The organism is Clostridium sartagoforme AAU1, from assembly GCF_000401215.1.
In the GTDB taxonomy this organism is placed as follows: Bacteria; Bacillota; Clostridia; order Clostridiales; family Clostridiaceae; genus Clostridium; species Clostridium sartagoforme.
Window position 1 is genome coordinate 16,335 of record NZ_ASRV01000041.1, and the last position, 15,213, is coordinate 31,547.

Sequence of the window (15,213 nt, forward strand, 5' to 3'; positions counted from 1 at the left end):
TTTATTGATATATGATAAAATATAGGAGTCGGTATTCTTTGTAAACCGAACAAAATGCAAAAATTTATTTTTTGCCGAATTATATCCTAAAAGGAATAAGAACGGAGGAGTTAAAATGTTAAATACTAGAGGGATGGGAAATTCTCGTGAAAACGTCAGGAAAATGGTAGTAGTTGCTATGCTTTCCGGTATTTGTTTATTCTTAGGACTAACAGGTCTTGGGTTTATACCATTACCACTTTTCAAATTAACTATTTTACATTTACCTGTAATAATTGGTGCTATAATAGAAGGCCCTATAGCTGGAGCTTCTATTGGTTTTATATTTGGATTATTTTCTATATATCAAAATATAACAACTCCAACACCAATGTCACCATTTTTTTATAACCCATTAGTTTCAATACTTCCTAGAGTATTGATAGGGGTTGTATCATATTATGTTTATATCTTTTTAAGATCAAAATTGAAAAATAAAAGACTATCTATTGGAATAGCTGCTATTTGTGGTTCATTAACTAATACAATAGGTGTACTTGGATCAATTTACTTGATTTATTTTAAGGATTATGCATCAATACTTATGCAAAGAGGATCCATTTCATCGGGTTCTTTAGGTAAAGTTACTATTGCTTTACTTTCGGTAATAGGTACCAATGGTATAGCTGAAGCTATTTTATCAGCACTAGTCTCAATTCCTGTAGTAATCGCAATTTTAAAAATGCAAAAAAGAAGTAATTAGAAATTACAATGGTTATTTGAAAATTATTTTCAAATAACCTTTTTTATAGTTTGTACCATTATATTCTTTTTAATGTCCAAATTTCCTCTAATGTATTAAATTTTATAGTTTATAAAGATTTTATTTGCACAATATAATAGTACAAAGTCAAACAAACTTTGTAAAATACTCAATAAAAAACTTTTAAAGTTATAAGGAGGAATTTATTATGGCAACAAAATTAGTTCCAGAAGCTAAACAAGGATTAGCTAAATTCAAAAATGAAGTAGCTAATGAAATGGGAGTTCCTTTCTCTGACTATAATGGAAATCTTTCTTCTAAACAATGCGGTAGTGTTGGTGGAGAAATGGTTAAGAGAATGGTTCAACAATACGAATCTACAATTAAATAATATATTAATACTAAATTTTTAAATCAAGGAGGAATTTATTATGGCAACAAAATTAGTTCCAGAAGCTAAACAAGGATTAGCTAAATTCAAAAATGAAGTAGCTAATGAAATGGGAGTTCCTTTCTCTGACTATAATGGAAATCTTTCTTCTAAACAATGCGGTAGCGTTGGTGGAGAAATGGTTAAGAGAATGGTTCAACAATACGAATCTACAATTAAATAATATAAAAATGGAAAGAGAAGTAGTTACTACTTCTCTTTCTGTTTTCATTAAAATTTAACTTTTTAACTCATGTTCTTAACTTAACTAAGATTTAAGCTTTATACAAGAGTTAATTATTCTATTATTATTTTGTCATCTTGTATATCTACAATAACATTTGAGCCATAGCCAATTTCACCTTTTATAATCTTTCTTGCTAGATTATTTTCAAGTGTATTTTGAATATATCTTTTTAATGGTCTTGCCCCATAAACTGGATCGTATCCTTCCTTTGCCATCATTGTTTTGGCAGAATCAGTAACTTTTAAAGTAATATTCTTATCCTTTAGTCTATTTACAACATCCCTTAGGAATATATCTATTATTTTCTTAATACCATTTTCTGATAATGGTTTAAACATAATTATATCATCTACTCTATTTAAAAATTCAGGCTTAAATCTTAACTTCATTTCATTCTCAACTTGAGTTCTTATACTATCATCTACTATTTCTTCACTCTTATTTTCTAAAAGATAGCTACTTCCTATATTAGATGTCATAATTATTATTGTATTTTTAAAATCCACTGTCTTTCCCTTATTATCTGTCAATCTACCATCATCTAATATTTGTAAAAATATATTAAATACATCTTCATGAGCCTTTTCTATTTCATCAAATAAGATTACACTATATGGATTTCTTCTTACAGCTTCAGTAAGTTGACCACCTTCATCATATCCTACATATCCTGGAGGAGCTCCAACTAATCTAGATACAGAATGCTTTTCCATATATTCTGACATATCAATTCTTATTATACTTTCTTCAGAATCAAATAAGTTTCTAGCTAAAGTTTTTGCAAGTTCTGTCTTACCTACTCCTGTAGGCCCTAAAAATATAAATGATCCTATTGGCTTATTTACATCTTTTAATCCAGCTCTCGCTCTTAATATTGCATTTGAAACAGCTGTTATTGCTTCTTCTTGCCCTATTACTCTGTTTTTCATCTCATCTTCTAGTCTTAAAAGTTTTTCTCTTTCTCCTTCTAATAAATTCGTAACTGGTATTCCAGTCCACTTAGAAAGTATTTTTGAAACTTCTTCTTCAGTTACTTCTTCTTTTAAAAGAGCACCTTCATAATTTTCCTTTACTTCTACTTCTTTTTGCTTTATTTCTTCTTCTAATAATGGAATTATACTATATTGTATCTCTGCCGCTTTATTATAATCATAATTTCTTTGAGCTGCTTCTAAATTTCCTCTTGCATCATCTAATTTAGATTTTAAATCTCTAAGATTTACTATAGCTCCTCTTTCTTTCTCAAACTTTGCTGTCATTTCATCATTATTAGCTTTCAGTTCTGCTATATCTTTCTCTAAAGCTTGTAACTTCTTTTTAGATCCCTCATCACTTTCTTTAGTTAATGCTTCTTTTTCTATTTCTAATTGAAATAATTTTCTTCTTATATTGTCTATTTCTGTTGGAATTGAATCTATTTCTGTTCTTATCATAGCCCCGGCTTCATCTATTAAATCTATGGCTTTATCTGGAAGATATCTATCTTGAATATATCTATGAGATAGTTTGGCTGCAGCTATTAATGAAGAGTCATGTATTCTTACACCATGATGAATTTCAAATCTTTCTTTTAATCCCCTTAAAATAGAAATAGTATCTTCTACTGTAGGTTCTTCTACAATTACTGGTTGAAATCTTCTTTCTAGTGCTTTATCTTTTTCTATATATTGCCTATACTCATCAAAAGTTGTAGCTCCTATACAATGAAGTTCTCCCCTTGCCAACAATGGTTTTATTAAATTTCCAGCATCCATTGCTCCATCTGTCTTACCAGCTCCCACTATAGTATGAATTTCATCAATAAATAATATTATTCTTCCTTCACTACCTTGGACTTCTTTTAAAACAGCTTTTAATCTTTCTTCAAATTCCCCTCTATATTTAGCTCCAGCTATAAGTGATCCCATATCTAGAGAAAAAATTACCTTATTCTTTAATCCTTCAGGAACATCTCCTTTAATTATTCTTTCTGCTAATCCTTCTATTATAGCTGTTTTTCCAACTCCCGGCTCACCAATTAATACAGGATTATTTTTTGTTCTTCTTGAAAGTATTCTTATAACCCTTCTAATTTCTTCATCTCTGCCTATAACTGGATCAAGTTTATGTTTCTTTGCAAGGTTTGTAAGATTTGTTCCATATTTACTTAATGCATCATAAGTTCCTTCTGGATCTTGAGTTTCTACCCTTTGATTTCCTCTGACTTCCTTTAAAATATCCATAAAAGTCTTTTTATTTATATTATATTTATTTAGTAAATTTTTTACCTCACCATTCTTATCTATTTCAATTATTGCAAGCATTATATGCTCAACGCTAATATAAGAATCTTCAAACTTTTCAGATATATCTTCAGCTTTTACCAAAACTTCTTCAATTTGCCTAGTTGCATAAACACCAGAAGAATTAGCCCCTTCACCCAAAACCTTTGGCATCTTTTCTAATATCTTATTTAAATCTTCATCTAAGGATTTAGTTTTTATTCCCATCTTAGTTAATATATTTGGAATCAATCCATCTTCTTGCTCTAATAAAGCTCCAAATAAATGTACTAGTTCAACTTGTTGATGATTATATTTAACTGCTAATAAACTTGCATTATTCAATGCTTCCTGTACTCTTAATGTCATTTTATCAATATTCATGTTTCACGCCTCCCTACAATCAATACTTTAATATATTTATTGTATTCTTTATTTTTATAATAATACAAAAGTCAAAGAAAGTCAAAGTTTGTTTTGTATTTTTTTATTATAGTATATAATATAATAAAATTGACAATTAAAAATTAACAATTCACAATTAATGATGAAACTGTTACGCAGTTTCTAAAATTCAAATTTTATAATTTAGCTTTGCTGAATTATTATCTGTAAAAATTGTGAACTAACAAAAATTATTAATCGTTAACTGTGAATTGTGAATTGATAAAAGGTGGTGATTTTATGAGAAGAGAGTATGTAACCTATCCAGAGGATTCTCCTATTAAAATATCATATGCAAATATAAAAGAATATCCTATACATTGGCATAATTCAATAGAAATATTATATGTCTTAAGGGGAAGCATAAATATTAATATAGATACAGACTCTTTTGAATTACTAGAAAAAGAATTAGAAATTATAAATGTTGATGAAGCTCATAGGATATATAGCGAAAAAGATAATAAAGTTTTAATATTCCATATAGATCCCTATTTCTTCGAAAAATATTATAAGGATATAAATAATATCTTCTTTTACACAAATTCAACTGATGATGGTGCTCAAGAAGGTGAAGAATATGACTTGCTTAGAACCTTTTTAGCTAAACTATTATGTGAGTGTGTTCAAAAAATTGATGATTTTGATAAAGAAATTGAATCAATTTTAGTAGATTTACTTTATCATCTTATAAATAACTTTCATTATTTAACTTATGAAAAAGAAGAATTAAAAGAAAAAACTGAACAACTTGCTAGATATCATAGAATTTCTAAATATATATTTAATAATTACGATAGCAATATAACATTACAAGAAATTGCAAAGAAAGAGTTTTTAAGTCCTCACTATTTATCTCATGAAATTAAATATGCAACTGGATATAGTTTCACTGATTTAGTTAATTTAACTAGAGTTGAAGAATCTGTTAAGCTTCTATTAGATAGTGATTTAAGTATTTCAGATATATCTGATGAAGTTGGTTTTTCTCATGTTAGATATTTAAATAAAAACTTTAAGAATTACTATGGATGTACTCCTCTGCAATTTAGAAAGAAAAATAAACTAACAGATAAAGAACTTGAAAACATTAAATCTATTGAAATTTTGAAATTAGAAGATGCACTTGAATATCTTTCTTATGAACTTGAGGATTATGAAAGATTCAACTACGAAAATAAATTATGGAAAATTCATATAGATATGGATTCAACATTAAGTGTTTTTGAAAAAGATTATAGTAACATAATTAACCTTGATGATGCCTTTGATTTACTTTTGGAAGATAATAAGGATATTTTAGAAGAAATTCAAGATGAGCTTCACTTTAAATATGCAAGGCTTGAAAATATGTTTAATAGCGATATGGGGGTATTCCCCAAAGCTGATTTTTATAATTGGAATAAGGCGAAAAGCGTCATAGAATTTTTAGATTATATAGATTTAAAACCTATTATATTAATAGATAATCCTAATTTCACATTTGAAAAATATACGCAAGTTTTAAATAGTTTCTTTGAATACTTCTCAGAAATAGATTATATAGATATTTCAAGATTTAAATTTCAATTTACACCTGCTATATTAACAGATGTAAAAGATTCATTACATCAATTTCTTATTGAAGATTATAGTTTAGATGTAATTGAAGATATATTTACTTGTGATAAAAGCTTAAATAAAATTTATGATACTGCTTATATGCTTCCATATATAATCCATAATACTATATTTAATAATAATTCTTTAAACTTTTTAAAAGCCTTTGATGTTCTTGAAAAAGAAATAAGTTTAACAAATGAGGTATTTATAGGTGCTCCTGGTATTGTCAATGATATGGGAATAAGAAAACCATCATATTATGCATATTATCTTCTTAGCAAACTTGGAAATGAAATAGTTGCAATGGAAAATGGATATATAGTAACAAAAAAAGATGATGAATATTGCATACTACTTTACTCTTATACAGATGAACTTAACGAAATGCAAAGTTATGAAGATATATTCAATAAAAGAGGTAAAAGAAAAATTTATAAGCGAAAAATTTCATTAAATATTGAAAATATAAAAAAATCTTCAAGAATAATAACTTATGAAATAAGTGAGAGAGTAGGTTCATCTTATAATTATTGGCTATCTATGGGTTCTCCTGATAGACTTAATAAAGAAGAAAAAGAAATACTTCATAAAGCTTCATTTCCTAAAATAGATTTTAAGTATTCAAAAAAAATACAATATTAAACATAATTACTGAGCTTAGAGGTTATGAGGCTAAACTAATTTTAATAAAAAGTACTAAATAAAGTACAAAGAAACCAAAATTATGGTTTCTTTGTACTTTTTTTATTTATATATATTTGCTTTTAATAACTTAAATGTACTTAAATATCATTACTTAAGTCAATGCTTTTATTGCTTATATTATCTATAATTTAAATATGAATATAAACTTTAAAAGTTTAGAAAGGGTTGATTTTTCAATGAGAGGCTTGTTCTTTATGCCTGGTATAACATCTAAATATTCATTAATTAGTATATTAAAAGCAATTTTACATCCATATAAAAGATATATTTAGAAAAAAGGTAGTTTTAAAACTACCTTTTATTAATTCTTATTTAATTTCATTGCTAAAGTAAAATATTTTAATGAATCTTTTACTTCCCCTAGTTTATAATACATTTCAGCCATATCTAAATATCTTTCATATCTTTTTTCTTTGTTAGCAAATTTAAAAAGAGAATCCAGAGATAAATTCATATACATTTCTGCTTGAAGATATGACCCCTTCTTTTGCAAAATCATTCCTTTTAAGTAATATGCTTCTTCTATTAGAACTATATCATCAGTATCAATTGCAAGATTTAAAGCCTCGTCAGTAATTTCATAAGCATCATCATATTGCTCATTACTGTAAAGAGTTCTTATACATTTATTTAAAAATTTCACATAACTTTTCTTATTTTCTACTGGGAATAACTTTATTCCCTCTTTTATTTCCTTAATGGCTTTATCCTTATCCCCTACATAAAAATAACTTTCACCATTTTTACCCTTTGCTAATGCTAAAACCATAGGATCTTCTTTTTGATATTCATAGGCTAATTTTATATACTTGTCTGCCTCTTTTTTCTTTAATTTTATACAAGCAGTTGCAAAGCAATGATATATATATCCTTTGTCTTTATTATCATTAATATAATCTATATATTTTATTGATTCTCCTAATGAGTAATATGTATTCTCTATTAATCCTAATTTTTCATAGGTTTTTCCTTCTTTATAACAAATATATGAATATCTTACTTCATTAAATTTTGTATCTTCTTTTATCAATTCTCGTGTTCTACTATAATAATTTATTGCCTCATTATACTCTTCAATACTATAAAAAAATGTAGCCATATCTATATAGTAAATTATTGTATTCTCGCGAGTATTATTTTTTGGTATAAATCATAATATTGAGATATTATTAATTGTATATTTTCAACCTTACTTTTTTGTACATAAAATTTAAATAATATATGTATAAGTTGAAAAGCTAAATCATTATAGGAATATTGTATTGCATAGTTTAGATTATGATTTATAACATTATCTATTTCATCTTCTGGTATCGAGTTTTCTCTTATTAATTCAAGATTACTAACTATTTGTTCTTTTACATCTCTTACTAAATAGCTATAATCAATCCCTAATTTTTCGGATATATATTCTAGGATTTCTTTATCAGCTTTTATTTTACCATTTTCAATGCAGCTCATTTTTGATATAGATACTTTATCCCCACATAATTCTTTTAAAGTTATCCCTTTATATACTCTAGCTCTTTTTATCTTTTCTCCAGTTGATAATATTTCCATTTCAAACCCCCGCTTGAATTAATTTTTAAGTATTCCTATTTCCTTAAAAATATTAACTCCTTCATCTAAATATTTAGCTGCTTCAAAATCCTTTTTATTATCTATATAGAATTTGCCTATCATAATTGCTAGCTGGGCTGCTTGCTTTTGTAATCTATTTGTCTTCGCTAAATTATAACTATCAAGTAGAGTATACTCTGCTTCTCTTTGCATCTCCTTTATAGTATAAATTCTAAACCATAAGATTTTTAATTCTATTAGTTTTTCTATATCATTTTCTTCTATATATAGATTTATTTCCTCTAATATTTCTTCACACTTTGGAATATTCTTTAATTTTATATAATTTTCACATATATTTATTAAGGTCTCAATTATTTTATTATCCTTCCTTCTTATCCTTATTTCCTTAGAAATTTCATAATGTTTAAAGGACTCTTCTATATTTTCAAACTCATAAAATAATTTACCTAAATTATTCTCAATTTCTGATACATTATTTAATTCCTCTAATTCTTTATATACTTCCAATGTTTTTGAGAATATTTAATGGCATTAGTTAAATCGCCTTTTTTATTATATTCTTCAGAAATTAATAATAAAGTCTTAGCATATTCTTCTCTATTATGAACTTGTTCAAATTTGCTTTTAGCTAAAAATGAATAATCTATAGCTTTACTTATATTTTCTATTTTAAAATAAGATTGAGCCATATAATAATATATTTCACCAAGTAATGCATCCTCACCAATATTATTATCTAAGTATACCTTTTCTGCTTGTCTCAAATAACTACTTGCTGAATGATAAGCTTTCAACTTTAAAGTTATTTTCCCTAGATTAAGAAAAGTATTTATAATTTCTTCATAATTATTATTCTTTATGAATATTACATTTGATGATAAGAAAAATTGTTGTGCTAAAGTTAATTCATCTTTTGCCATATATATTTGGGCTCTTAGATATAGTATCTTTGCTTTTCTATATTCTAAATTATACTTTTCAACATAATATAAGGCATTCTCTATATATTTCTCTCCAGTCATATAATCACCTGATAAAATATATGACTCGGCAATTTGTTCATAGTAAATACTAATCTTTTCAGCTTGTGTTTCTTCAGATTCCATTAAATATTCAACTGAAGTTTGTAAAGCACCTGCTAAGTATTCTAATAGATCCATAGAAGGATTTGACCTACCTGATTCTACCAAACTAATTTGGCCAGGAGTAATCCTGTCTCCAGCTAAATCTTTAAGAGTCATATCTAATTCTTTTCTTCTTCTCTTTATCTTTTCCCCTAATGCAAGAATTTCCATCAATACTCTTCCTTTTCATTACTATAAATTAATAATTTTTCATTTTTATTCAATTATATCATAATTTAACAAATTTAAATAGTAATTATTATAAACCTCGTCTATAAATTAGATTTTTTTCGTCAAATTATAAATTTTATAATCAAAATTAGTATATTTTTTCATTTTTATTTATTATATCATTAATTATATCGAAAACACTACAAAAAACTGAAAATATTACCATTATATATACTAAATTTATAGTTTTATTTTAGAAATTAAAATAAAAAAATTGCCAAGGCGAGCTTATCGAGTCATAGTTTTTTTTCGCGCATATGCATTTTTGAAGCTTGTCTAAGAAAAATATTGCACGAACACTTTATTCTATTTTTTACTCATAGAAATAACTTTAGTACTTATATTTTATAAGCAATTTATCCATGGATTTTTAGAATATAATTTCCTATAGGGTAAAAAAGAGTAGATAATCTACTCTTCTACTTCATATGACCCATTATTGAATCATATGCGTCTCCTGCCATATTCATAGCTCTTTTGCTAGCTCTTCTCAAGCCTCTTTGTGCCTTTCTATCTAGCTGTGGTAAAACCATTGCACTTACTGCCATTCCTATCATAGCACCAGCTGCCATATTCCTCATCATTTTTGACATAAATATCACCTCTATAAATATTATTTGACTTTATATATTTATTATTAGTAATATTGTAATCTTTAGTCTATGAAATTTATGGAAATAAACCTCAATTATTAATTAGCAAGAAAAGACAGGATTTATATACGAAGTTAGAATATAATTAATATACAAGAAACATTAATTGAGGTAGGTATAAGAAATGAATTATGATGCTTGTATTAAGAAATCTATTGAATATATAGAACTTAATCTAATGCAAAAAATAGAGCTTAAAGACATTGCAGATAATGTCTTTTTATCAAAGTATCATTTCCATAGAGTTTTTCATTCTGTGGTTGGAGAGCCTGTAGCTGAATATATAAGAAGGAGAAGACTTATGGAATCAGCCAATGAACTTTTAAATACAGATGATAAAATTGTAGATATAGCATTTAAATATCAGTTTAGCTCTCAGGAAGTATTTTCAAAGGCCTTTAAAAGACTTTATGGAATATCTCCAAGAGAATTTAGACGAAATGGAAACAACATAAGTATAATGACTTCAAAGAATAAAATTACAAGTCAGCTTTCTATGGCAGCTTAATATTTTTATAAAATAATATTTTAAAGAGGTGATTTAAATGAGTTATGTACCAGTAGTTATCGAACACACAAATTTAGGAGAACGCTCCTATGACATCTACTCAAGATTACTTAAGGATAGAATAATCATGCTAAATGAACAAGTAACAGATGCAACTGCAAGTATAATTGTTTCACAACTCCTTTTTCTTGAATCAGATAACCCTGATGCTGATATTTATTTTTACATTAATAGTCCAGGAGGATCTGTTACTGCTGGAATGGCAATATATGATACAATGCAGTATATAAAACCAAATATATCTACAATATGCATAGGATTTGCAGCTAGCATGGGTTCACTTTTACTTACAGCAGGTACTAAAGGAAAAAGATACTCTCTTCCTAATAGTGAAATTCTTATACATCAGCCATCTGTTCATGGAGGTTTTCAAGGTCAAGCTACAGATATAAAAATTCATACAGATTGGCTGCTAAGAACTAAGAGGAAATTAAATAAAATATATAGTGAAAAAACTGGTCAATCAATTGAAACTATAGAAAGAGATATGGAAAGAGATTATTTCATGTCTGCTGAAGAAGCACTGTCATACGGAATAATAGATAAAATTTTGTTAAAATAAAGCATTTCAGTTCACAGTGCACAATTCACAATTCATAGTTTAGGATGAAACTACTACGTAGTTTCTGAAATTTAGCTTATATCAACTCTTTTAGAGTTGATATAAGAATTCCTTAATTCAGTAAAGCTGAATTATTTCCATAACTGTGAACTGTGCCTTGTGAACTGTGAACTGATAAAAAGTGCTTTGCACTAATTAAATTTTAAGTTTTGCAAAGCAAAACATCCTCAATTATCAATTACTAATTATCAATTATAAGGATATTATTTCATCTAAAAAATTATATATTTTTTCAACATTTCTTGCTCCTGTAAAGTTAACAACATACTCTATTAAATTTCTTATAATTAAAACTATATTATTCTTTCCTTCCCAATTTTCTAAAACTACTTTTATCGGAACATCTGATATAATTCTCTCTAAAGCAAAAAATGCTACTGCAATTTCATCAATTCTTCCTATAAAAGGTATATTATCTGGGATTATATCTGTTGGAAAAGCTATATATGCAATTGCTCCAGAAATTACTAACTTTGTTCTTACTGGAACTCTTTTATCTTTTAAAAGTCTATATAGTAAAGCAGTCATATCTGGTATTATAAATAGATAGTCACTATATGTTTTTATCTTTTGAGGCAATTTGTTTTCTAAATAACTTCTTCCATCACTATAATAATCTTTTACTTTCACTATGTCCTGATCTATATCTTCAATTATTTCTTCTATTTCCTCAACTTCTTCTTTTTCCTTTTTTAGTGCTCCATCTAAAGATATATTTATCCTAGATAAATCTACATTTAATATATTTTGTGTAATATGTATATCGGAAACATCTAAATCAACATAAGGAACATCCAATAATATGCTTTTTAGGTTTATAACGACTTTACCATCTTGATATTTTATACCCTTTTCCTCTATTGCTTTTAAGGAGTATTTCAATGCCATTTTTCTTAGCAATGAAAATACCTTTATTTTTGCTATTTTAAATGATGTAACTTCTCCATGTATGATACCATTCTCTACTCTCTTAAGTTTTACACCTGCAATAAAATCTATTTTAAACCCCTTTACATAGCGTCCTTGCAATTTTATTTCTTCACCAATGTCAATTTTAGATAATTTTAATCCATCTACCTTTACAAAATCATTTATTATACTTAATAAGTCCTCTCCAGTTAATGAAACCTTCACCCCTGATATATTCATAATTACCTCCTATTATTCAAGTTATTTACGCATGCAAATACATACTCAAGTTTGTCCCTATTATATATAAAGATTTATCTTTAATAAATACATCATTTATTGGTATATTATAAAAAATACTATCATCATTTATTTTTTCTAAATCTATAGTTATATAGTTTCCTCTTATAGTTATATAATCTTCTCCTATCATTTTCACTATAGCTTTTAAAACAATATTACTAGACCCCTTAAGTATACCAAAACTAGTTATATTAAAATCTTCTATTTCTAAAACTATTTTATTATTAAAAAACTTTTTTATATACAACATCCCTTTAAAATTACTATTTAGCTTTGATTTTACTTTACCTAAAAATCTTATGCCATTAGTTATTTCTATATGGGTTACCTCTATCCCTTTTTCCCTTCCTTTTAAATTTACTACTTCAATAATATCTTCTTCTGTTAATACAGTTGAGTTAAGCATTATTAAAATCTCTCCTTGCTATATTACTTAATAAAGATATTAGTCTAATTAGTCAGTTATTTTACTTAAAGTATAATGCATTTATATAAAATTTAAAAGATATCTTTTAAATTTTACAAAGGTACCAATACTTACATTGGAAAAATATATGATTTTAAGTAGACTAAATATTTTAAAATGTTACAATGTTCTTAATATTCATCCTATACTTAGGAGGTAATGATGAACAAATTAAAGAAAAATATTATTTGGATACCAATAGCAACTGCTATATTCTCCGTAATTGCTTTAGCCTATATAAGTTTTTGGTCTAAAGCCAATTATAATAAACAATATTCAAATTTTTTAGAAGATATAACTAATAATAAGATTTCTAAAGTTATTGTAAACAATAGCTCTGATTTGACTATTCTCTTAAAAGATGGAACTAAATATTCAACAACTAATCCTAATAGTCCTAACTTAAAAGAGGATTTATTGAAAAACGATATTGAGGTATTAGATACAAATACTTTTAATCCTCCTAAAACAATAGCTTCTAGTATTCTTTTAGTATCAATTATTTCAGCAGTTTTTATATTTATTAACAAAAGAAAGCTTGGTACTTCTAGTATTACTAATTTAGATGTTAAAGATTTTTCAGAAGATAATGATGCATTAAACTTTAATTCTGTAGCTGGAAACGAAGAAGCAAAAGAGAGTTTAATGGATATAGTTGATTTTCTTAAAAATCCTCAAAAATATAAAGACTATGGTGCTAGAATGCCTAAAGGGGTTATTCTTTATGGTTCTCCAGGTACTGGAAAAACACTCCTTGCTAAAGCTGTTGCTGGAGAAGCAAAAGTTCCATTCTATGCATTAAGTGGATCAGACTTTGTACAAGTTTATGTAGGGGTTGGGGCTGCTAGGATAAGAAACTTATTTAAAAAGGCTAAATCTCAAGGTAAAGCAGTTATCTTTATAGATGAAATAGATGCTATAGGTAAAAAAAGAGGTGGATCAAGTGCCTCTAGTGGAAATGATGAAAGAGATCAAACCTTAAACGCCCTATTAACTGAAATGTCTGGTTTTGGTGAGAAAGAAGGCATAGTTGTAATTGCCGCAACTAACAGGTTAGATACTCTTGATTCAGCATTACTTAGGCCTGGTAGATTTGATAGACATATAGAGGTTTCATTACCTGATATAAGTGCAAGAGAAAAAATAATATCATTGCATTTAGAAAATAAACCTCACTATAATCTAGATTTGAAGGATATAGCTAAAAAAACAGCTTATTTCTCTGGTGCTAAATTAGAGAATTTAATTAATGAAGCTGCAATAATAGCTGCTAAGGAAAATTCTAGTTTATTAACTCAAGAGCATATAAATAAAGCATATTCTATTGTTCTTGCTGGCTATGAGAAAAAAGAAAGAGGTCACTATCTTGAAGAAGATAAATTATTAACTTCATATCATGAAGCTGGACATGCTCTTATTTCATTATTAAAAACACCACAGGATAAAGTGTCTAAAATAACTATTATTCCAACCACTAAAGGTGCTGGAGGTTATACATTAACTATACCAAAAGATAGCTCTTACCAAAGATTAGATTATTTAAAAAATAGAATTATGGTTCTTCTTGGTGGGCGAGCTGCAGAAGAAATTATATTTGGACAAGATAAAATTTCTACAGGAGCTCAAGGTGACTTAAGTCAAACAACTGAAATTTCGATGTCTATGATTGCAGAATACGGTATGGGAAAAACTTTAGGCTTACTAAAACTATCAAGCTTAGGTTCTCTTTCAAACAGTTATGGAAATCCAGTAGTTGAAGAATGTAGGGAGCTTGTAAATTCTTTGTATAAAGAAACAGTTAATCTACTTACTGAAAATAAAGGCAAACTAACACAAATAGCTGAAAAACTTATAGAAGAAGAAACTCTAGATGAAAAAGAGATATATGATATATTTAATGAAAAAATTTAAATAATAAAATAAAAGGCAGTAGATAGTTAATTTTATATGATCTATCTATTGCCTTCTTTTGCTCTAAATTTTTTTGGTAATGATTGGCAAATAAAAATCTTAATTACATAAAATACTTAGAGTCCTTCTAATTATAAAATCTCCGTAAGGCCTTATTTACCATTTTCATGTTTTGTTTGTAATTTATTTTTTCTTGTGAAAATTGAGCCTATAATTACTAACATAGATGATACCAATAGCCATACTGTAGGGTTAGTTCCTCCTGTTTCTGGTAAGTCAACTTCAACTGAGCCCTCATTATTTGTTCCGTTATCTCCATTATTATTTCCAGAATTATTACTACTTTTATCTTTTTCTTTTAAAGCTTTAAGGGCTTCTTCTAACTCTGCTTTTGCTGCATCTACTTGTTCC

The 15,213-nt window shown here is 26.9% G+C and carries 12 protein-coding genes and 2 pseudogenes; 7 read left to right on the forward strand and 7 right to left on the reverse strand.

The annotated features are described in order from the left end of the window. Window positions 1-115: 115 nt before the first annotated feature. From A500_RS03685 to A500_RS03695, 3 genes are all read left to right on the forward strand, one after another. A complete protein-coding gene (locus tag A500_RS03685; protein ID WP_016206245.1) occupies window positions 116-742 on the forward strand; it encodes an ECF transporter S component in 627 nt (208 codons plus the stop codon). Between the two features lie 208 nt (window positions 743-950). Beyond that, the gene (locus tag A500_RS03690) at window positions 951-1,133 is read left to right on the forward strand and encodes an alpha/beta-type small acid-soluble spore protein (protein WP_016206246.1); all 183 of its coding nucleotides are present in this window, start codon (window positions 951-953) and stop codon (window positions 1,131-1,133) included. 40 nt (window positions 1,134-1,173) lie between these two features. Continuing rightward, the gene (locus A500_RS03695; RefSeq protein ID WP_016206246.1) at window positions 1,174-1,356 is read left to right on the forward strand and encodes an alpha/beta-type small acid-soluble spore protein; all 183 of its coding nucleotides are present in this window, start codon (window positions 1,174-1,176) and stop codon (window positions 1,354-1,356) included. A gap of 113 nt (window positions 1,357-1,469) precedes the next feature. On the opposite strand, the gene clpB is transcribed toward A500_RS03695, so the two are convergent. Continuing rightward, entirely contained in the window at window positions 1,470-4,064 is a 2,595-nt protein-coding gene (gene clpB / locus A500_RS03700; protein WP_016206247.1) for an ATP-dependent chaperone ClpB, read from the reverse strand. Between the two features lie 300 nt (window positions 4,065-4,364). Between clpB and A500_RS03705 the strand changes: the two genes are divergently transcribed. Continuing rightward, window positions 4,365-6,368, forward strand: a complete 2,004-nt coding sequence (locus tag A500_RS03705; RefSeq protein WP_016206248.1) for a helix-turn-helix domain-containing protein — start codon at window positions 4,365-4,367, stop codon at window positions 6,366-6,368. Window positions 6,369-6,732: 364 nt separating this feature from the next. On the opposite strand, the pseudogene A500_RS03710 reads toward A500_RS03705, so the two are convergent. The 3 genes and pseudogenes from A500_RS03710 to A500_RS20280 all read right to left on the reverse strand — a co-directional run bounded on the left by A500_RS03710 (window position 6,733) and on the right by A500_RS20280 (window position 9,963). Next, window positions 6,733-7,991 (reverse strand): annotated as a pseudogene (locus A500_RS03710) (transcriptional regulator). Between the two features lie 18 nt (window positions 7,992-8,009). Continuing rightward, window positions 8,010-9,310 (reverse strand): annotated as a pseudogene (locus tag A500_RS03715) (helix-turn-helix domain-containing protein). Window positions 9,311-9,789: 479 nt separating this feature from the next. Then, window positions 9,790-9,963: a hypothetical protein gene (locus A500_RS20280; RefSeq protein ID WP_016206251.1), complete on the reverse strand. Its 174-nt coding sequence runs from the start codon at window positions 9,961-9,963 to the stop codon at window positions 9,790-9,792. Window positions 9,964-10,147: 184 nt separating this feature from the next. Here A500_RS20280 and A500_RS03720 point away from each other — a divergent pair, with 184 nt between their 5' ends. Beyond that, entirely contained in the window at window positions 10,148-10,531 is a 384-nt protein-coding gene (locus A500_RS03720; RefSeq protein WP_016206252.1) for a helix-turn-helix transcriptional regulator, read from the forward strand. 37 nt (window positions 10,532-10,568) lie between these two features. Continuing rightward, complete coding sequence (gene clpP, locus A500_RS03725) at window positions 10,569-11,153, forward strand: ATP-dependent Clp endopeptidase proteolytic subunit ClpP (RefSeq protein WP_016206253.1); 585 nt, start codon at window positions 10,569-10,571, stop codon at window positions 11,151-11,153. Between the two features lie 252 nt (window positions 11,154-11,405). Here clpP and A500_RS03730 read toward each other — a convergent pair whose 3' ends face one another. Next, window positions 11,406-12,362, reverse strand: a complete 957-nt coding sequence (locus tag A500_RS03730) for a YkvA family protein (protein ID WP_016206254.1) — start codon at window positions 12,360-12,362, stop codon at window positions 11,406-11,408. A gap of 25 nt (window positions 12,363-12,387) precedes the next feature. Next, window positions 12,388-12,831: a hypothetical protein gene (locus A500_RS03735; RefSeq protein WP_016206255.1), complete on the reverse strand. Its 444-nt coding sequence runs from the start codon at window positions 12,829-12,831 to the stop codon at window positions 12,388-12,390. Between the two features lie 222 nt (window positions 12,832-13,053). Here A500_RS03735 and A500_RS03740 point away from each other — a divergent pair, with 222 nt between their 5' ends. Then, a complete protein-coding gene (locus tag A500_RS03740; protein WP_016206256.1) occupies window positions 13,054-14,802 on the forward strand; it encodes an ATP-dependent metallopeptidase FtsH/Yme1/Tma family protein in 1,749 nt (582 codons plus the stop codon). 152 nt (window positions 14,803-14,954) lie between these two features. Here the strand turns inward: A500_RS03740 and A500_RS03745 are convergent. Then, window positions 14,955-15,213: LPXTG cell wall anchor domain-containing protein (locus A500_RS03745; protein ID WP_016206257.1), on the reverse strand; the 259-nt coding region annotated here is incomplete at its 5' end.